Below are 19,291 nucleotides of genomic sequence, written 5' to 3' on the forward strand. Positions count from 1 at the left end.
ACCAGGCGGACCGGATAGAGCAACCCTTAGAAACCGAACCGGCAACCCACGGTTCGATAACCAGAAACCCCTATCCGGCCGGCAAAATCATGGCGAAACAGAACACCGTCTTCAAGGACGCCTTCAACCGCTGTCTCAAGCTGCTTGCGGAAACCTCCGCCCTGCCATCCGAGCCGGAGCTTGGCGCGACGCTCGGTGTCAGCCGCACGACCATTCGGGCGATCCTCACGCGCATGGAAGAACTGCAGCTGATCGCGTGGGACAAGCGGGCAAAGATGGTTCTGCGACAACCGAAGGCCGATGATTATTACCCGGCCGAGGAAACCGATTCGCTGTCCGAAATCATCGAGCGCAGTTTCATGCGCCGGATTCTGGCAGGCGGCGCCGAGCCGGGCATGCAGATCAACGAGCTGGAGCTCGCCCGCGATATCGGCACCGGCACGACCAGCGTGCGCGAGTTCCTCATCCGCTTCAGCCGCTTCGGGCTGATCGAAAAACGGCCGAACAGCCACTGGATATTGAAAGGCTTTACGCGCGAATTCGCGCTGGAGCTGACGGAGGTGCGCGAAATGTTCGAGCTGCGCTCCGCCGCGAGTTTTGCGGCGCTCGCACCCGATCATCCGGCATGGCTGGAACTCGAACGGATCGAGGCGCTGCACCACGAAATCCTCGCCGACATCGACAACCGCTATCGCGAATTCTCCGAGCTGGACGAACGCTTCCACCTGCTCGTGCACAAGTCCTCGAGCAACCGCTTCATCGTCGATTTCTACGACATCATCGCCATCGTCTTTCACTATCACTACCAGTGGAACAAGGCGAATGCGCGTCAGCGCAACGCCCGGGCGCTGGAAGAACATCTCGCCTATATCGCGGCGCTGAAGACGCGCGATCTGGCGCAGGTCGAAGCGGCCTGCCGGCGGCATCTCAAGTCGGCGCGCGAGACACTGCTGCAATCCATTCAATAGCCGGATTCACGAGACATCATGACAACGCCGATCATCCAGTTTGGAACCAGCCGCTTTCTGCAGGCCCATGTCGATCTCTTCGTCAGCGAAGCGCTTGAGACAGGCGATGCGATCGGGAAAATCACGGTCGTTCAGACGACCGGATCCGCGGAACGTGTAGGCCGGCTGAATGCACTGGCGGCGCCGGAGGGATTTCCGGTGATTGTACGGGGGCTCGCCGATGGCGCCGAAATCGACCGGACGCAGCAGGTGACCAGCGTCGCGCGCGCCCTGTCGACGGCAGGCGATTGGCACGAGGTGAAACGGCTCATTGCGGAAGAGGCGGAGATCCTGGTCTCGAACACCGGCGATACGGGCTACAGTGTCCGAGACGACGATCTCGATGAGGAGGTTCCCGCTTCCTTTCCGGGAAAATTGCTCCGCCTGCTTCACACCCGCTTCCTCGCGGGCGGCAAACCGCTCACCGTCCTGCCGTGCGAGCTGATCAGCCGTAATGGCGACAGGCTCAAGGAGATAATTCTTCGCCTTCAGGCCGAGCGGATCAAAAACACCGATTTCGCGAGCTGGCTTTCGACGACCCTCGTCTGGGGCAATACGCTCGTCGACCGCATCGTCTCCGAGCCGCTGGAACCGGCCGGCGCCGTGGCAGAACCCTATGCGCTCTGGGCCATCGAAAACCAACCGGGACTGAAGGCGCCTTGTCGTCACCCGTGCGTGCTTCTGGTCGACGACCTGACGCCCTATGAGAAGCTCAAGCTGCATATTCTCAATCTCGGCCACACAGTGCTTGCCGATATCTGGCTGAAAACCGGCCGGCCTCAAGACGAGACGGTGAAGAACATACTGCGCGACGCGCATGTCGGCGCGGCATTGATGGAAATCTATGAGACCGAGGTCATCCCCGGCTTTGCCGCCAAGGGTCTCGGCCAGGAAGCGGCCGATTATGTGGTCCTGACGCTGGATCGCTTCCGCAATCCGTTTCTCGAACACCGGCTGAGCGACATCGCCAATCACCACGCCGAAAAGATCGTCCGACGGATCACCGATTTCCGGGCCTGGAGCCCGGATGTCCCCATGCCACGGCTGGCGGCGATCGCCGACAACCGGTGATCAGTAGCCGGCGACCGGCTTCGCGCCGCTTGTACCACCGGTCAGGAAATCCTCGCGCAGCTTCGTCGTGGCGCTGACAAGAAGCGTCACATCGGTTCCGATCGCCATGAAGTCCGCGCCCATGTCGCGATAGAGGCGCGCCTGATCAAGGTTGAGGGTCATGATGCCGCGGGCCTTGCCGGCTTTCCTGATCCGCTCGAACGCATCCTTGATGGCGGCGGTCACCTCCGGGTGGCCGGGCTGGCCGAGATACCCCATATCGGCGGCGAGATCGGATGGACCGATGAACAGCCCGTCGATCCCGTCGAGCGCGGCAATATCGTCAAGCGCGGCTAGGCCTGCCCGGCTCTCAATTTGGACGATGAGGCAAATTTCCTCATTCGCCGTCTCGAGATAATCGCCGATCCGGCTGAACTGCGATGCCCGGCCAAGAGCAGCGCCGACGCCGCGTACGCCATGCGGTGGATAACGCACCGCCCGCACCAGCGCCCGTGCCTGTTCAATACTCTCGACCATCGGGATCAGTAGCGTCTGCGCTCCGGTGTCGAGGATCTGCTTGATCATCCAGGTTTCGCCGACCGGTAGGCGCACGATCGGATGGCTGCCCGAGCGCGCCACCGCCTGCACCTGCGCCGACAGGAGCGGAACATCGTTCGGCCCATGTTCGCCATCGATCAGCAGCCAGTCATAGCCGCTGCCGGAGACCACTTCGGCCGCGTAGGGACTTGCGAGCGCAACCCACAAACCCAACTGGAAACGATCCTCACTTATCGCGGCTTTGAACGTGTTTTTTTGGGCGGGCATCGATGTCTCTCCTTGCGGCTTTGCACGCGTACTTAAAACGGTGACACACCAACTGTGAAGCGGTTTCCGTTCAGGCGCCCCCCCGAACTATGGACATGCGCGGAGAATCGAAAAAGGCCGGCAGGATGTCCCCTGCCGGCCTTTTGATTTCAGAGGTTTTCAGTTCACGCGATGCCGCCGAGGCAGACATATTTGATTTCGGTGAATTCCTCGATGCCGTATTTCGAGCCTTCGCGGCCGAGACCCGACAGCTTGACGCCGCCGAACGGCGCTTCCGCCGTCGAGATCAGGCCGGTATTTACGCCGACCATGCCGTATTCCAGCGCTTCGGCGACCCGGAACACGCGGGCGAGGTCCTTGGCGTAGAAATAGGAGGCGAGACCGAACTCGGTGTCGTTGGCCTGCTCGATCACATCCGCCTCATCCTTGAAGCGGAACAGCGGCGCCAGCGGTCCGAAGGTTTCTTCCTTGGCGACGGCCATGTCCTTGGTGACGTCGGCGAGGATCGTCGCCTCGAAGAAGGTGCCGCCGAGCGCATGTTTCTTGCCGCCCTGCAGGATGCGCGCGCCCTTGGCGGTGGCATCGGCGATATGTTCCTCGACCTTGGCAAGCGCCGCCTTGTCGATCAGCGGTCCCAAGATGACGCCTTCATCGAAGCCGTTGCCGGTCTTCAGCTTGCCGACGGCGGTCGCCAGCTTCTCAGCAAAGGCGTCGTAGACGCCGTCCTGCACATAGATGCGGTTGGCGCAGACGCAGGTCTGGCCATTGTTGCGGTATTTGGCGATCAGCGCGCCCTCGACCGCCGCGTCGAGATCGGCGTCGTCGAAGACGATGAACGGCGCATTGCCGCCGAGTTCCAGGCCGAGCTTCTTGATCGTCGGGGCGCTCTGCTTGTAGAGCTCGGTGCCGATTTCGGTCGAGCCGGTGAAGGTCAGCTTGCGCACCACCGGATTGGAGGTCATCTCGCCGCCGATCGCCACGGCCGAGCCGGTGATGACGCTGAACAGGCCCTTCGGCAGGCCGGCGCGTTCGGCGAGAACCGCGATGGCGATCGCCGAGAACGGTGTCTGCGACGCGGGCTTGAGGACCATGGCGCAGCCGGCGGCAAAGGCGGGACCCGCCTTGCGGGTGATCATCGCATTCGGAAAATTCCACGGCGTGATCGCGGCGACGACGCCGATCGGCTGTTTCATCACCAGGATGCGCTTGTCCGGCTGGTGGCCGGGGATCATGTCGCCATAAATGCGGCGGCCTTCCTCGGCAAACCACTCGATGAAGCTCGCGCCATAGACGATTTCACCGGTCGCCTCGGCCAGCGGCTTGCCCTGTTCCAGCGTCAGGATACGGCCGAGATCGTCCTTGTTGTCGATCATCAGATCGTACCATTTGCGAAGGATGGCGCAGCGCTCCTTGGCAGTCTTCGCCGCCCAGCCCTTCTGCGCGATCCGCGCCGCTTCGATCGCAGCCTTCGTCTCGGCCGCGCCCAGCTTCGGCACGCGGCCGATGATCTCGCCGGTCGCTGGATTGTTCACCTCGATCGCGTTGTTCGGGTCGGCATCGATCCAAGTCTCGCCGACAAGAGCGGCCTGACGAAACAGAGAAGGGTCTTTCAAGGTCACGGTCATCAGCGGCATTCCTTTGCTTCGGAAAAAATCTACAGAACTTATACAACTTTTTTCTGCCATTCGACAATGACCCTGAACGCCGTTTCTGCGTCCTCTTCCGTCATTTCGCTCAGCGCTTCATCGGCGCAGTTTGGCCCTTTGTCGTCACATTGGAAACGGTCCATCTCCAAACCGCTGCCTAGTGAGGATGCACTCAATCGCCATATACGGACTGCGTCCGTTTTTTATCGAACGCCGGCACCTCCAACTTCCGACCTCCCAAGACAGGAATTTGCAATGACAACCTCCAGCAACTACCGCCAGGCCGACTATCCGATCGAGCCGAGCTTTCTCAACCGTTGGTCGCCGCGTGCCTTCACCGGCGAGATCATCTCCGAAACCGAGCTCCTGACTATCCTCGAAGCTGGCCGCTGGGCGCCTTCCGCCTACAATTCGCAGCCGTGGCGTTTCGTATATGCCCTGCGGGAGACTGCGGAGTGGGACAAGCTTTTCCCGATCCTCAACGAATTCAATCAGGGTTGGGCCAGATCCGCTTCGGCTCTCGTTATCTTCATTTCGAAAACGCATTTTGTCGCGCCGGGCGCGACCGAAGCCGCGCTCTCGTATAGCCACAGCTTCGACACCGGTGCCGCCTGGGGTGCGATCGCCCATCAGGCGCAGCTGCTTGGTTTCCAGGCACACGGCATGACCGGGCTGCATTTCGACAAGGCCGTCGAAATTCTCGGCATTCCGGAGGGCTACCGGGTGGAGGCCGCCGCCGCCATCGGCAAGCTGGGCGACAAGTCGCAGCTGCCAGATTTCCTGCAGGCGCGCGAAACCCCAAGCCCCCGCCGCCCTCTCTCGGAAATCGCCTTCAACGGCTCCTTCGTCGCCGAGTAAGCTGTAAAAAGAAAACCACGCCTTCTTGCGGAGGCGTGGTTTTGACGTTCTCGAGCATTTCCGTTTTTCTTCGAGTCACGGAAACGCTCTATCTCTTTATTTTAAACGCAGTTCCGGACGGAAAACCGCTTCGCACTTTTCCTGGAATTGCTCTGGCAATGTGCCGCCCGGATCAGATATCCAGGTTGGCGACGCTCAGCGCGTTTTCCTGGATGAAATCACGGCGCGGCTCGACTTCGTCGCCCATCAAGCGCGAGAACAGGCCATCGGCATCTGTCGCGTCATTGACCCTGACCTGCAGCAGCGAGCGGACGTTCGGATCGAGCGTCGTTTCCCAGAGCTGCTCGGCATTCATCTCGCCCAGACCCTTGTAGCGCTGCATCGACAGGCCCTTGCGGCCGCTGGCGAAGATCGCATCGAGCAGCGCGCGCGGGCCGCTGATTTCCAGCGCACCGTCCTTGCGGCGCAGGATCGGCGGATGGCCATAAATCTCCTTCAGGCGCGGGGTCAGCTGGTCAATGTGGCGCGCGTCGGATGAACCGATCAGCGCCATGTCGAGCGAGGCCACTTCCTTAACGCCGCGCACCATGCGCTCGAAGCGCAGCCCGCCGTCGCCGCCGACCACGGCCGTCCAGCCGCGTTCCGTTTCTTCGGCGATCAGGTCGAGGCGCTTCGCGACCTCGGCTGCTGTTACTTCCGACTGCTCGGTATGTTGGTTCAGTTCCGGATTGAGCGCCCCGGCAATCGCCGCCTGCTCGACGACGGAACGGCTGTAGCGCGAATGCAGGCCTTCGACGAGAGAACGCAGGCGCAGCGCGTCGAGGATCACTTCGCGCAGATCCTGCCCAACCCGCACTTCGCCGGAGCCGAGCTCAAGTGCGGCGTCCTCGAGACCCATGGAGATCAGATATTCCTCCAGTGCCTTTTCGTCCTTCAGATATTGCGCCGACTTGCCGCGCGCCACCTTGTAGAGCGGCGGCTGGGCAATATAGAGATGGCCGCGCTCGATCAGTTCCGGCATCTGCCGGAAGAAGAAGGTGAGTAGCAGGGTGCGGATGTGGGCGCCGTCGACATCAGCATCGGTCATGATGATGATCTTGTGGTAGCGCAGCTTTTCCGGATTGAATTCGTCCTTGCCGATCGACGTCCCGAGCGCCGTGATCAGAGTGCCGATTTCCTGGCTCGACAGCATCTTGTCGAAGCGGGCGCGCTCGACGTTGAGGATCTTGCCGCGCAGCGGCAGGATCGCCTGGTTTTCGCGCGACCGGCCCTGCTTGGCCGAACCCCCTGCCGAGTCCCCTTCCACCAGGAAGAGTTCCGACTTGGCGGGATCCCGTTCTGAACAGTCGGCCAGTTTTCCCGGCAGCGAAGAAATATCCAGCGCGCCCTTACGACGCGTCAGCTCGCGCGCCTTGCGCGCCGCTTCGCGGGCCGCGGCCGCCTCGACCACCTTGCCGACGAGGATTTTCGCGTCGCCCGGATGTTCTTCCAGCCAGACGCTGAGCGCCTCGTTGACGAGGCTTTCGACGACCGGGCGGACTTCCGAGGAGACCAGCTTGTCCTTGGTCTGCGAAGAGAATTTCGGATCCGGCACCTTGACCGAGAGAACCGCCGTCAACCCTTCGCGGCAGTCGTCACCGGTCAGCGTGACCTTTTCCTTCTTCATGATGCCGGAACTGTCGGCGTAGGAGACGATCTGGCGGGTCAGCGCGCCGCGGAAACCGGCCATATGCGTGCCGCCGTCGCGCTGTGGAATGTTGTTGGTGAAGCAGAGCATGTTCTCGTGGTAGCTGTCGTTCCACCACATGGCGACTTCAACGGTGATGCCATCCTTTTCGCCGCGAATAGCAACAGGCTTCGAGACCAGCGGCTTCTTGGCGCGGTCGAGATAGGCGACGAAGGCTTCGAGACCGCCGTCATAGCTCATCTCGTCCTGGCGGATGTCGGAATGGCGCTTGTCGGTGAGCAGGATGTGGACGCCGGAATTCAGGAAGGCGAGTTCGCGCAGGCGGTGTTCGAGCGTGCCGTAGTCGAAGTCGATCATCGTGAAGGTTTCGGTGCTCGGCAGGAAGGTTACTTCCGTACCGGTCTCGCCATTGCTGTCGCCGACGACCGCCAGCGGCGCATCGGCGACGCCGTGCGTAAAGGACATCTCATGGATCTTGCCCTGGCGCTTGATCCGAAGCTTCAGCTTGACCGAAAGCGCATTGACCACCGAGACGCCGACGCCGTGCAGACCACCGGAGACCTTGTAGGAATTCTGGTCGAATTTGCCGCCGGCATGCAACTGCGTCATGATCACTTCGGCGGCAGAAATGCCTTCGCCGGTATGGATGTCCGTCGGGATGCCGCGGCCGTTGTCGGTGACGGTCACCGAGCCATCGGCATTCAGCGTCACCGTGACGATGTCCGCGTGACCGGCCAGCGCCTCGTCGATGGCATTGTCCACGACCTCATAGACCATGTGGTGCAGCCCCGAGCCGTCGTCGGTATCGCCGATATACATGCCCGGCCGCTTGCGGACAGCATCGAGACCCTTCAGGACCTTGATGGAATCGGCACCATATTCGGCGCTTGCGCCGGCTTCGGTTTCAGGCAAATCGGTCATTCGGCTATAAGTCTTTCCAGGTTTTGATGCCATGTCTTCGGAGATCGGATTCCGTGCGAATCACCCCTCGATGGCGCTCCCCGAATATAGGGATTTTGTCCAGAGTTCCAAATCCCGTGCAGCCTGAAAGCGGCAGAATTCAGGGGATCATCAGAGTTCCTTATCAGGAAACCGGCCTTTTTCCAAAACATCTTCCAGCATGTGGATGGTTTCGCCGGATAACCCACGAATACGGCCCGCGAGCCGGTTGGCAAAGGCTGTATGGGCGGGCGACAGGCCGGAGGTATCGAGCACGACTTTCGGATCGGAAAGTGCTGCCAGACCGAAAAGCTCGTCGGCATCATCCCAGATGACATTGAAATATCCGGCAACCCTCTGCAGGAATTCAAAGCTCGGCGCGCCACGCTTTCCGTGTTCCAGCGCCGAGAGATAGGCAGGCGAGACGCCGATCGCGGCTGCCATCTGTTTCTGCGAGACACCTTTCAGCCGCCGCAGCCGGTGCATCGCTTCGCCAAACGGCGTCACGGCGTCGAACCCCTCGGCTTCGACAGGCGGACATAGAGCGCGCCCTCGCCGCCGTGAGTGCGTGCTGCCGGCTCGTAGGAGGAAATCAGCATCCGGAATTCCGGCAGCGAAAACCACATCGGCACCGCCCGTTTCAACGCGCCGTCGCTGCCAAGCGACGTGCCCTTGCCGGTGATGACGAGCACGTGCCTCAGGCCCCGGTCATGGGCGCGCAGGAGAAAATGCAACAGGAACCCATGCGCCTCACTCTGGACCATGCCGTGCAGATCGACCCGCGCCTCGATCGGCAGATGGCCCTTCGCCAGTTTGCGCTTGACGGGTTTTTCGAGAGGGTGATGGACACGCGGGCGCTTTACAGCGTCCGCAGCGCCACCGAACGACTCCGCCAACGACTTGCCTTCCCTGATAACAGGTGCCGGCGGCTTTTCAGGTTCCGGCACCGGCTCGTCGAATTCATCGAGCTCATCCATGCGGCCGGGCAGCGGACGGGTCGTGCGGGCGACCTTGCCCCACAGTATCCGATCCTCGCTGGTGAGCTTCTTATCCCTGGCCATGGTCGTATCTTGCCGCCGCGGCCTTCGGAATGAAAATGAAAAAGTCTGCGTCGTTGCGCACGGCGCCAGCCAGGCGCCCGGCTTCATCACCGGATCCGGTGAAGATATCGCCGCGTGCGGGACCAACGATCGCCGATCCCGTATCCAGCGCCAGCATCAGCCGGCGAAACGGCCGGCCGCCATCGATCGACGTCAGGCTGTCGCTCGCGATGAAGAAGGGAACGCCGAAGGTATGAATGAGCCGGTCGACCGCAAGCGAGCGGCCGGGTTCCAGCGCCACCTTGGCCGCCGCCACCGGCCCGAGACCGGTATCATCGACCGCCGCCTCACGGAAAAAGATGAAGGATCGATTGTGCCAGAGCACCTCGTCTGCCTCATCCGGATGATCATCCAGCCATTGCCGGATCGACTGCATCGAGACGGTCGCCGCATCGATCTTGCCGCGCTCGATCAGCAGCTTCCCGGTCGCGGAGAAATAATGCCCGGTCTTCGCCGCATAAGTGACGCGCTTCATCGATCCGTCGGGAAAGACCAGCCGGGCCGCCCCTTGCACGTGAGCGAAGAAGACATCGACCCTGGATTTCGCATAGGCGATCTCCAGTCCGCGCCCGGCAAGAAAGCCCTGCTCGATCGCCTTGCGATCCGGATATTCGCCGATGGCGCCATCCTTAATCCGGCCGAAGGCAAAATACGGATCCAAACCATCCGGCCGATTGCTATCGTCGATCTCGATGAGATCATCCGGACGGCGGTAGAAGGGAAAGCGAAAAGTCTTGTCCGGCGCCGCGCTGACCAGGACCTCCGGTTCATAGAATGCCGTCACGAAACCCGGCTTGCCGTCCCTGCGGACGATCTTGAACGGGACAAACTGCTCTTCGAAGAAACGTCGCGCGCTGCTTTCATCGAGCGGCTCAGTTCTCAAAGCCGCCTCATAGGCTGGCATCAGGTCTGCGGAAGAGACACCGAGCGAACCCGTCTTGTGCGGTTTGACCGTCGCGACATGATAGCGACAGCGCTCGAAGGCGCCAAGCAACGGCAGCGGATTGTCACCGCGCCAACCGGGGAGGCCGGAAAAATCGACCCGCTGCAAATCGAAATCCATCTAGCGGTCCCGATCAGTTTTCGGATTCGGTGGCGATCAGCTTCCAGTTCGGATCGCGCGAGCGGATGTCGCGGGCAAAGGTCCAGAGGTCGTTGACTTCCGAGACGGCCTCAGAGTCTCCATCGATGATGGCACCGGATTTGTCGTAGGTCGCGGAAATCAGTTGGCTGATGATGCGAAGCGTGATGTTGGCTTCACTATCCTTGATCTCGGCATGCACCATGTCGGCCTTCTCGATGCCAACGAAGGTGGATTTGACCACTTCGCCCTTGCTTTCGCGCTCGGAAATCGCGGCATCGAAACCTTCATAGACCTCGCGGGACAGAAGACCCTTGAGCGTCTTGCGGTCGCCATCGGCAAACGCCATGACGATCATTTCGTAGGCCATCTTGGCGCCGTTGACGAACTCCAGCGGGTCGAAATTCGTATCGGCATCGTTCATGCGCCGTAGCGCATCGTTGAGCGGCGTTCCGGCCTTGGTGAAGGCATCGATATCGGCATAGCGTGAAATGTCGTCGCCGGTGCCGTCGCGGCGGGGAAGCTGCACGACCTTGCCGGATGCTTCCGGGCCCTGGGCGGCCTCGCGGGGCGAATAGGGATCAACGGGCGGACGTTCGTTACCGGTCCTCTTGCCCAGCACGTTGCGCAACTGGAGGAAGATGATCACCGCGGCGACCAGGAAAAACAATGTGATGAAGTCGAAAGAGCCCATTTCCACCCAGAACCGCTGTTAACATGCCGTGCAATCATCCCATATAGTCTGCATGGCACGATCATTCAAACGACTATATCACGTCTTTGCAATTGCCGGTCCAACGGGGACGGGCTGCTTTCACATTAAGTGGACACCATGCGCTCTCTGATCCTTCCGCTGCTTTTTCTTTTGATGCCGCTTGCGGAGATCGCGGCCTTCATTTTCGTCGGCCGCGAAGTCGGTGTCGGCATGACGTTGCTGCTGGTGCTGGCGAGTGCGATCGCCGGCGCCGTTCTCTTGCGCATCCAGGGCTTCGGCGTGTTGCGGAAAATTCATGAGGCCTCGCAGACCGGCACCGATCCTGGACGGCAGCTCGTGCATGGCGTGATGATCGTGATCGCCGCATTCCTGCTGATCATTCCCGGCTTCATCAGCGATATCATCGGGCTGCTCCTTTTCATTCCGGCTGTCAGGGATCTCGGCTGGTCGCTGATCAAGAACCGCCTGACGATCGTGACGACAGGTAGCATGGGCGGATTTTCGCGCGGACCGGACCCGGACCGCGGGTCGCCACCCCGATCCGGCCCGCAGGTCATCGACCTCGACGAAGACGAATTTTCGCGCACCAATGGCCGCGGCCGCACCGATCCGAACGAGCGCGACCGCCTGAAGTGAGAGGCGCTCCGGGTTGTAAGCCCTGGTGCGAAGTGCTAGATGGCCTCACCAAATTCATGTCCGAAGGAAAAGGCCTTATGACCGATACCGCATCCACCCCCAACGGCGGCGCCGCAGAGAGCCCGTCCCTGAACATTCTGGCGCAGTACATCAAGGACCTTTCGTTTGAAAATCCGGGTGCGCCGCGTTCGCTCCAGGCCCGTGACAAGGCCCCGTCGATCAACATCAATGTCAACGTCAACGCCAATCCGCTGTCGGATGCCGAGTTCGACGTCGTGCTGACGCTGAATGCCGAAGCCAAGGACGGCGACAAGATGCTGTTCAACGTCGAGCTCGCCTATGGCGGCGTGTTCCGCGTCACCGGCTTCCCGCAGGAGCACATGCTGCCCCTGCTCTTCATCGAATGCCCGCGCCTGCTCTTCCCGTTTGCCCGCCAGATCGTTTCCGATGCAACGCGCAACGGCGGCTTCCCGCCGCTGATGATCGACCCGATCGATTTCGCCCAGATGTTCACCCAGCGCATGGCTGAAGAAAAAGTCCGGGCACAGGTCTCCGCCAACACAAACTGATCCGGTTCTCGTAGAATATGATTTAAATGATGCCCGGTCTTCGACCGGGCATTTTCATGTGGCGGGTTCGTATTTTACCCAGATGGCCTTCGCACCCATTTTGGCGACGAGCGCGGCATGCGCTTCTATTTCCTCAATGCTCAAACGGGAGCCGAGCGGACGCGGCCTTTGCCCGGCGACGACAACGATATCGTCGATTTCGACGGCCTGGCCGCCGCGGCTCTCGCCGGAGAGCAGGCCAAGCGCCGCCTGCCGGCCGCCGATCATTTCGATATAGACTTCCGCCAGTAGCTCGGAGTCGAGCAGCGCACCGTGTTTGGTCCGGTGCGAATTGTCTATCCCATAACGCCGGCAGAGCGCATCGAGCGAGTTCGGGCCCATCGGGTGTTTGCGGCGGGCAAGCGCCAGCGTATCAGTCACCAGATCATTGGCAATCGCCGGCAGGCCGAGCCGGGCAAACTCGGCGTTCATGAAGCCCATGTCAAAGGTCGCGTTGTGGGCTACCCAGCGGGCGTCGCCGAAAAATTGCAGCAGTTCGGTTACGACGCCGGCAAAGTCCGGCTTGTCCTTGAGGAACTCGTCAGAGATACCATGGACCGCCAGAGCGTCGGGATGCACCTTCCGGTCGCCGGGATTGACATAGACGTGGAATGTTCGCCCTGTCGGAAAATGATTGTCGAGTTCGATGCCGCCGATTTCGATGACGCGGTCCTGCCTGTTGTCGAGACCCGTCGTTTCCGTATCGAAAATGATTTCGCGCATCATGGCCTCTTCTGGCTGGTCACCTGCCGGACGATGTCCGCGACTTGGGCGCGGGTCGAATCAAGCTCACCACTGGTATCGATGATGTAATCCGCTTTCGCACGTTTTTCTGCGTCGGGAACCTGGCGGGAGAGAATGAGGGCGAATTTTTCCTCCGTCATCCCCGGCCTTTTCATCACGCGGTCCTTCTGGATCGCCGGATCGCAGGTCACGACCACCACCGCATCGACCCGGTTTTCCGCCTTGGTCTCGAACAGCAGCGGGATGTCGAGCAGGACGAGCGAAGATTTTTCTGCACGGTGACGCGCGAGGAACGCCCGTTCCGCCTTGCGCACGAGCGGATGAACGATGGCTTCGAGCGTCTTGAACAGTGCCGGATTTTCAGACAGCTGCCGGGACAGCTCCTTCCTGTCAACCGCGCCCGCCACCGTCGCTCCTGGAAACGCCGCCTCGATCGGCGCGACCGCCTCGCCCTGATAGAGCGCATGCACCGCGGCGTCGGCGTCGTTCACGGGCACACCGAGATCCGCAAACATTTGCGCGGCGGTCGATTTGCCCATGCCGATCGATCCTGTCAGCCCGAGAATGATCATGCGCGTCGTGCCATATCGTCGATGATGATCTGCCGCAGCGTCGCATCGACCTGCGGTCTCTTGCCAAACCATTTTTCAAATCCGGGGGCCGCCTGGTGCAGGAGCATGCCGAGGCCATCGACGATCGCGAAACCCTGCACCTCCGCCTGGCGCAAGATCGGCGTCTTCAGCGGGACATAGACAATATCCGTTACGACGCTGCCAGGTCGCATCACCGTGAAGTCAATTTCGGGGGCGGCCGATCCGTCCATGCCGAGAGACGTGGTGTTGATGAAAAGGCCGGCGTCTTTCATCACCTCCGCCAGAGCCTCCATCGGCTGCGCATGAACCGCCGGGCCGAACCGGTCGGCCAGCTCCTGTGCCCGGGCTTGCGTGCGGTTGACCACATGGATGGTCTTGACGCCGCGATCGCGCACCGCCTGGATGACCGCCCGGCTGGCGCCGCCGGCGCCGAGGACGATCGCGGCGTCGCATCGATCCCAGCCCGCAGCGCGTTCATCGAGATTCGCCATGAAACCATGCCCGTCCGTATTGGTCGCATGCACCAGCCCATCCTCGACCCATAGGGTATTGGAAGCGCCGAGTTCGCTGCTCAATGCGTCCGGCCGATCGGCAAGGGCGAAGGCCATTTCCTTGTGCGGGATGGTGACATTGCCGCCGATGAAGCCGGACTGGCCGTCCCTTAGTGACGCGATGAAGGCAGGAAAATCTTCCGAGGCGACTTCATACGCCCGGTAGCTTCCTTCCAGGCCGAGCTGTTTCAGCCAATAGCTATGGATCAAGGGCGAGCGGGAATGCTTCACGGGATAGCCCGTGACGAAGGCATGGTTAACAAATGTTTCACGTGAATCACGCATCGATCACTCGCAAATCCCTGAGTTTCGCCAGAAGCGGCAGCATGGGCAGACCGAGGATCGTGAAATAGTCACCTTCGATTTTCTCGAAGAGTTGAATACCTTCGCCCTCGAGCTGGTAGGCGCCGACACTCGACAGGGCCTTTGCCCCGACGCGTTCGAGATACCGCTCGATGAAGCCAGTCTCCAGTTTCCGAACAGTCATCCGGGCGGAGGACACATGTTTCCAAAGGATGTCCCTGCCCAGCATTAGCACAATCGCGCTGTTCAGCTGGTGGGTCTGGCCGGACAGCGAAGCAAGGTGGTCGCGTGCCTCATCCATATCTCGCGGTTTGTGATAGACGCGCCGGCCGAGCGACATGGTCTGGTCCGAGCCTATTATAATGTCTTCAGGAAAAACCTCGCCGACATTTCTTGCTTTCGCCTCGGCAAGAATGAGCGCGACCTCCTCCGGTGAGGAATGCTGCTCCTCTACCTGATCTTCGATCGCGCGCTCGTCGATCTCGGCCGCCCTCGCCTGAAAGCGGATGCCGGCATTTTCCAAAAGCATGCGCCGAAAGGGGCTCGCCGAAGCGAGGACAAGAGAGCCTGCCATTGTCTTCATATCCTGATTGTCCGGGTTCGCCTTAGCGCAGCCGCGGTCTCAGGGCAACAATTGCCGCCGCCGTTTCCTCGATGGACCGGCGGGTCACGTCGATCATCGGCCAGTTGTTGCGGGTGCAGAGCGATCGCGCATACTTCAACTCCTCCGCGATGGACGCCCGGTCAACATATTCATCCGCCCGAAAATTGTGGGACGCGGTTCCAAGCACCCGGTTTTCCCGTACCTGAGAAATCCGGTCGACGGTGGCGATCAGTCCGACCACCAGTGGCTTGGTCGCCTCCATCAACCGATCCGGCAGCGGAACGCCGGGCACGATCGGGATATTGGCGGTCTTGATGCCACGATTGGCGAGGTAGATGCTGGTCGGCGTTTTCGAGGTCCGGCTGATGCCGACCAGCACGACATCGGCATCGTTGTAGTCTGCCGGCAGCTGGCCGTCATCATGATCCATCGTAAAATTCAGCGCGTCGATGCGGGCGAAATAGTCAGCATCCATCACATGCTGCGCGCCGGACCGCTGCCGCGATGTCGCGCCGAGATAGGACTGGAAGAGATCTATGATCGGGTCGAGCACCGAGACACACGGCAGCCCCATCTCCTTGCAGGTCGCATCGATGATGTCGGCCAATTCCCGATCGACGATCGTATAGAGCACGATCCCCGGCGCGCCATCGACCGCCGCCATCACCTGCATCAACTGCTTGCGGTTCCTGATCAGCGGATAGACATGCTCGAGCGCATGCGAGGACTGAAACTGCGCTGCCGCTGCCCTGCCCGCCGCGATCAGCGTCTCGCCGGTCGAATCGGAGATCAGATGCAGGTGGAAATAATTTTTATGGTTCTCCACGCTATTCTCCGGAGGTTGTTGATAAACCGGGACAGCGACAGCTAAGGGCCGCCGCGTTTCAAAGGCAAGGGGAAAACCGGCGAGTTATTCACAATCCGGATTCGTGGGAAGCCGATTTTCGGCCCTTGTGGACAAGACTCGTGGTTGGACAAAGTGTCACGTTCGTCCACCCTTTATCCACACCGAACCGCGCGCGGTGATCAAGGCCCAAGGAATTGAATCCTTGGCTGTTTTCTGGATCATCCCCATTTGCGAGGAAATGATCGTGAAAGCAATTCAGCCATCCCTTTGAACGAAACCAAATGTGGAAAGAGACCGGATGGCTTTTAATCCTTGATAGTCACCGACTCTAAGAAATAGAAACCTTAGATATATGATTTCTTTTATATTGGGAGAATGTCTCGGTGACTGCGAAAAGCCGCAAGGTGCTACAGGTGTTGAATGGTGAAACCCTGTCACCTCCCCCCGTCTGGTTGATGCGGCAAGCGGGCCGTTATCTTCCCGAATATCGCGTGACGCGTGCAACAGCCGGAAGCTTCCTTGATCTCTGTTATTCACCGGAGCTTGCCGTCGAAGTGACATTGCAGCCGATACGGCGGTATGCTTTTGACGCCGCCATTCTATTTTCCGACATCCTCGTCATCCCCGATGCGCTGAAGCGTAATGTGCGCTTCGAAGAAGGGCATGGACCGCGCATGGATCCGATCGACGCCGCGGATATTGCAAAGCTCGATGTCCAGCCCGTTTCGGATCATTTGAAACCGGTCATCGAAACGGTCCGGCGGCTGCGCGCTGAACTGCCGGAAGAAACGACACTGCTCGGCTTCTGCGGTGCGCCATGGACGGTGGCGACCTATATGATCGCCGGCCACGGAACGCCGGACCAGGCGCCGGCGCGTTTGTTTGCCTATCGCTATCCCGAAGCCTTCGACCAGTTGCTTGCAACGCTTGCCGATGTCTCGGCCGATTATCTTGTCGCGCAGATCGATGCCGGCGCCGACGCGGTGCAGATTTTCGATTCCTGGGCAGGCGTTCTCGGTGAGGATGAATTTCGTCGGTACGCCGTTAAACCTGTTCGCCGGATGATCGACAGTGTTCGCGCCCGCCGGCCGGATGCAAAGATCATCGCCTTTGCGAAAGGTGCGGGCATTCTTCTCAAGGATTACCGGCAAGGAACGGATGCGGATGCGATCGGTCTCGACTGGTCGGTTCCGCTTTCCTTTGCGGCCGAGCTTCAGAAGGATGGTCCGGTACAGGGCAATCTCGACCCGATGCGGGTCGTTGCCGGCGGCCGGGCCTTGGATGAAGGCATCGACGCTATACTTCAGGTCCTTGGCAATGGCCCGCTGATCTTCAATCTCGGACATGGCATTACGCCGCAGGCTGATCCGGAAAACGTCTCCCGTCTCGTCTCCCGGGTACGCGGAGCAAGGCAATGACCGAACGGCAAACCGACGCGCGCCCGGGGAACAAGGCCCGGGCGCGCGCCTTCGTCGCCATCGCCCTGTTCCTGGCACTGCTCGCCGTGTTGTTCCTCTGGCAGCCCGACAATCTCTATCTCTGGATCAAGGCCCTGCACCTCATTGCCGTAATCTCCTGGATGGCCGCCTTGCTCTATATGCCGCGGCTGTTCATCTATCACACCGATGCAACTCCGGGTTCGCAACAATCCGAGACTTTCAAGATGATGGAACAGCGGCTGTTGAAGGTCATCATGAACCCGGCGATGATGATCACGTGGGTGCTCGGCCTCTATCTCGCCTGGAGCGTCTATGGATTTCAGGGCAGGTGGCTGCACGTGAAGCTCTTGCTTGTCGTTATGCTGACTGGCCTCCATGTCCTGTTTGCCCGCGCGGTGCGCGCTTTTGCGCGGGACGAAAATACCCGCAGCGCCCGGTACTGGCGGCTGATGAACGAAGCGCCGACCGTTTTGATGATCCTCATCGTCATCATGGCGGTGGTGAAACCTTTTTGATTCATGAGCGTTGAAGAGGAAACTTCCGGTAATTTCTCCAGACCCCTTGCGGCGCATCGAGTGAATCGCTATTTTCCCGCCACCTCCTCTTTCGTGGCATATGTAAACGTTACGAGTCTGCCCCTTCCCGCTGCAGCTCCCCTTACATCAGACACGCCGATTTTCCTTTCGAATTCCAAGTGTGGTCCCCTTCATGGCTGAAATGAAGCTACAAGAACTAAAAAACAAAACTGCGACGGACCTTCTGGCCTTTGCTGAATCGCTCGAAGTCGAGAACGCCAGCGTCATGCGCAAGCAGGAACTGATGTTCGCGATCCTGAAAATGCTTGCGAGCCAAGACATCGAGATCATCGGTGAAGGGGTCGTCGAAGTGTTGCAGGATGGCTTCGGCTTCCTGCGTTCCGCCAATGCCAACTATCTGCCGGGTCCGGACGACATCTACATCTCCCCCTCGCAGATCCGCCGTTTCTCGCTGAAGACCGGCGATACCGTCGAGGGCCCGATCCGAGGGCCGAAGGAAGGCGAACGGTATTTCGCCCTGCTCAAGGTCAATACGATCAACTTCGAGGATCCGGAAAAAATCCGGCACAAGGTCCATTTCGACAACCTGACGCCGCTCTATCCGAATGAGCGCTTCAAGATGGAACTTGAGGTCCCGACCTCGAAGGACCTTTCCGCCCGCGTCATCGACCTGATCGCGCCGCTCGGCAAGGGCCAGCGTGGCCTGATCGTCGCGCCACCGCGCACGGGTAAAACGGTTCTTTTGCAGAACATCGCCCATTCGATCACCGCCAATCATCCGGAATGCTACCTCATCGTTCTCCTGATCGACGAGCGGCCGGAAGAAGTGACGGACATGCAGCGTTCGGTAAAGGGCGAAGTCGTGTCTTCGACCTTCGACGAGCCGGCAACGCGCCACGTCCAGGTGGCCGAGATGGTCATCGAAAAGGCCAAGCGGCTTGTCGAACACAGCCGCGACGTTGTCATCCTGCTCGATTCGATCACCCGTCTCGGCCGCGCCTACAACACCGTCGTGCCGTCATCGGGCAAGGTGCTGACCGGCGGTGTCGATGCCAACGCGCTGCAGCGGCCGAAGCGCTTCTTCGGTGCTGCCCGTAACATCGAGGAAGGCGGCTCGCTGACCATTATCGCGACGGCCCTGATTGATACCGGCAGCCGTATGGACGAAGTCATTTTCGAAGAATTCAAGGGTACCGGTAACTCGGAAATCGTGCTGGATCGCAAGGTGGCCGACAAGCGCATCTTTCCCGCGATGGATATCCTCAAGTCCGGTACGCGCAAGGAAGACCTTCTCGTGCCGCGCCAGGACCTGCAGAAGATTTTCGTGCTTCGCCGTATCCTTGCACCGATGGGAACCACGGACGCGATCGAGTTCCTGATCGACAAGCTGAAGCAGACGAAGACCAATGGCGATTTCTTCGATTCGATGAATACCTGATCGAATCGATGGATGTCGGGACAAAGCCCAGGTTCAGCCTGGGCTTTCGTGTTTTCAGCCCAGCTATACTTAGCCGGATTCCCT

The 19,291-nt window shown here is 60.3% G+C and carries 20 protein-coding genes; 8 read left to right on the forward strand and 12 right to left on the reverse strand.

The features are described 5' to 3' along the window. Positions 1-89 precede the first annotated feature (89 nt). Both ACSQ3F_RS06440 and ACSQ3F_RS06445 read left to right on the forward strand, forming a co-directional pair. Positions 90-968 (forward strand): FCD domain-containing protein, encoded by an 879-nt coding sequence (locus tag ACSQ3F_RS06440; RefSeq protein WP_436099456.1) that lies wholly within the window; start codon positions 90-92, stop codon positions 966-968. An 18-nt stretch (positions 969-986) separates the two neighbouring features. Next, entirely contained in the window at positions 987-2,078 is a 1,092-nt protein-coding gene (locus ACSQ3F_RS06445) for a mannitol dehydrogenase family protein (RefSeq protein WP_436099457.1), read from the forward strand. Here ACSQ3F_RS06445 and hpaI read toward each other — a convergent pair whose 3' ends face one another. After that, positions 2,079-2,882: a 4-hydroxy-2-oxoheptanedioate aldolase gene (hpaI, locus tag ACSQ3F_RS06450; protein ID WP_436099458.1), complete on the reverse strand. Its 804-nt coding sequence runs from the start codon at positions 2,880-2,882 to the stop codon at positions 2,079-2,081. Positions 2,883-3,046: 164 nt separating this feature from the next. Then, positions 3,047-4,501 (reverse strand): NADP-dependent succinate-semialdehyde dehydrogenase, encoded by a 1,455-nt coding sequence (gabD, locus tag ACSQ3F_RS06455; RefSeq protein WP_436102059.1) that lies wholly within the window; start codon positions 4,499-4,501, stop codon positions 3,047-3,049. Between the two features lie 282 nt (positions 4,502-4,783). On the opposite strand from gabD, the gene ACSQ3F_RS06460 reads away from it, so the two are divergent. Further along, positions 4,784-5,386, forward strand: coding sequence for a nitroreductase family protein (locus ACSQ3F_RS06460; RefSeq protein WP_436099459.1), 603 nt, complete (start codon positions 4,784-4,786; stop codon positions 5,384-5,386). A gap of 172 nt (positions 5,387-5,558) precedes the next feature. On the opposite strand, the gene gyrB is transcribed toward ACSQ3F_RS06460, so the two are convergent. The 5 genes from gyrB to ACSQ3F_RS06485 all read right to left on the reverse strand — a co-directional run bounded on the left by gyrB (position 5,559) and on the right by ACSQ3F_RS06485 (position 10,887). Then, the gene (gene gyrB / locus ACSQ3F_RS06465; RefSeq protein ID WP_436099460.1) at positions 5,559-7,994 is read right to left on the reverse strand and encodes a DNA topoisomerase (ATP-hydrolyzing) subunit B; all 2,436 of its coding nucleotides are present in this window, start codon (positions 7,992-7,994) and stop codon (positions 5,559-5,561) included. A gap of 150 nt (positions 7,995-8,144) precedes the next feature. Then, positions 8,145-8,519: a helix-turn-helix domain-containing protein gene (locus ACSQ3F_RS06470; RefSeq protein ID WP_436099461.1), complete on the reverse strand. Its 375-nt coding sequence runs from the start codon at positions 8,517-8,519 to the stop codon at positions 8,145-8,147. Further along, positions 8,516-9,073 carry a Smr/MutS family protein gene (locus ACSQ3F_RS06475; RefSeq protein WP_436099462.1) on the reverse strand — a complete coding sequence of 186 codons (558 nt, stop codon included), beginning with the start codon at positions 9,071-9,073 and terminating at the stop codon, positions 8,516-8,518. The genes ACSQ3F_RS06470 and ACSQ3F_RS06475 overlap by 4 nt, the downstream gene beginning before the upstream one ends. Further along, positions 9,060-10,175 (reverse strand): murein transglycosylase A, encoded by a 1,116-nt coding sequence (gene mltA, locus ACSQ3F_RS06480; RefSeq protein ID WP_436099463.1) that lies wholly within the window; start codon positions 10,173-10,175, stop codon positions 9,060-9,062. Before mltA ends, ACSQ3F_RS06475 begins: the two co-directional genes overlap by 14 nt. A gap of 13 nt (positions 10,176-10,188) precedes the next feature. Beyond that, positions 10,189-10,887 carry a Tim44/TimA family putative adaptor protein gene (locus ACSQ3F_RS06485; protein ID WP_436099464.1) on the reverse strand — a complete coding sequence of 233 codons (699 nt, stop codon included), beginning with the start codon at positions 10,885-10,887 and terminating at the stop codon, positions 10,189-10,191. A 138-nt stretch (positions 10,888-11,025) separates the two neighbouring features. On the opposite strand from ACSQ3F_RS06485, the gene ACSQ3F_RS06490 reads away from it, so the two are divergent. Together ACSQ3F_RS06490 and secB are read left to right on the forward strand one after the other, a co-directional pair. Beyond that, positions 11,026-11,544 (forward strand): FxsA family protein, encoded by a 519-nt coding sequence (locus ACSQ3F_RS06490; protein ID WP_436099465.1) that lies wholly within the window; start codon positions 11,026-11,028, stop codon positions 11,542-11,544. A gap of 77 nt (positions 11,545-11,621) precedes the next feature. Then, the gene (secB, locus tag ACSQ3F_RS06495) at positions 11,622-12,113 is read left to right on the forward strand and encodes a protein-export chaperone SecB (protein WP_436099466.1); all 492 of its coding nucleotides are present in this window, start codon (positions 11,622-11,624) and stop codon (positions 12,111-12,113) included. A gap of 54 nt (positions 12,114-12,167) precedes the next feature. Here secB and dnaQ read toward each other — a convergent pair whose 3' ends face one another. From dnaQ to ACSQ3F_RS06520, 5 genes are read right to left on the reverse strand one after another with little or no spacing between them, the layout of a single operon-like run. Next, positions 12,168-12,875 (reverse strand): DNA polymerase III subunit epsilon, encoded by a 708-nt coding sequence (dnaQ, locus tag ACSQ3F_RS06500; RefSeq protein WP_436102060.1) that lies wholly within the window; start codon positions 12,873-12,875, stop codon positions 12,168-12,170. Continuing rightward, entirely contained in the window at positions 12,875-13,468 is a 594-nt protein-coding gene (coaE, locus tag ACSQ3F_RS06505; protein WP_436099467.1) for a dephospho-CoA kinase, read from the reverse strand. Before coaE ends, dnaQ begins: the two co-directional genes overlap by 1 nt. Further along, the gene (locus tag ACSQ3F_RS06510) at positions 13,465-14,325 is read right to left on the reverse strand and encodes a shikimate dehydrogenase (RefSeq protein WP_436099468.1); all 861 of its coding nucleotides are present in this window, start codon (positions 14,323-14,325) and stop codon (positions 13,465-13,467) included. Before ACSQ3F_RS06510 ends, coaE begins: the two co-directional genes overlap by 4 nt. Next, entirely contained in the window at positions 14,318-14,917 is a 600-nt protein-coding gene (locus ACSQ3F_RS06515; RefSeq protein WP_436099469.1) for a Maf-like protein, read from the reverse strand. Before ACSQ3F_RS06515 ends, ACSQ3F_RS06510 begins: the two co-directional genes overlap by 8 nt. Before the next feature lie 31 nt (positions 14,918-14,948). Beyond that, positions 14,949-15,773 (reverse strand): pyruvate, water dikinase regulatory protein, encoded by an 825-nt coding sequence (locus ACSQ3F_RS06520; protein WP_436099470.1) that lies wholly within the window; start codon positions 15,771-15,773, stop codon positions 14,949-14,951. 404 nt (positions 15,774-16,177) lie between these two features. Between ACSQ3F_RS06520 and hemE the strand changes: the two genes are divergently transcribed. The 3 genes from hemE (at position 16,178) to rho (ending at position 19,207) form a co-directional block, all read left to right on the forward strand. Further along, positions 16,178-17,212, forward strand: a complete 1,035-nt coding sequence (gene hemE / locus ACSQ3F_RS06525) for a uroporphyrinogen decarboxylase (RefSeq protein ID WP_436099471.1) — start codon at positions 16,178-16,180, stop codon at positions 17,210-17,212. Then, positions 17,209-17,748, forward strand: coding sequence for a protoporphyrinogen oxidase HemJ (gene hemJ / locus ACSQ3F_RS06530; RefSeq protein ID WP_436099472.1), 540 nt, complete (start codon positions 17,209-17,211; stop codon positions 17,746-17,748). Before hemE ends, hemJ begins: the two co-directional genes overlap by 4 nt. Positions 17,749-17,941: 193 nt before the next feature. Next, positions 17,942-19,207, forward strand: a complete 1,266-nt coding sequence (gene rho / locus ACSQ3F_RS06535; RefSeq protein WP_436099473.1) for a transcription termination factor Rho — start codon at positions 17,942-17,944, stop codon at positions 19,205-19,207. Positions 19,208-19,291 lie beyond the last annotated feature (84 nt).

It is taken from the genome of Pararhizobium sp. LjRoot238 (genome assembly GCF_964252955.1).
Lineage (GTDB): Bacteria > Pseudomonadota > Alphaproteobacteria > Rhizobiales > Rhizobiaceae > Pararhizobium.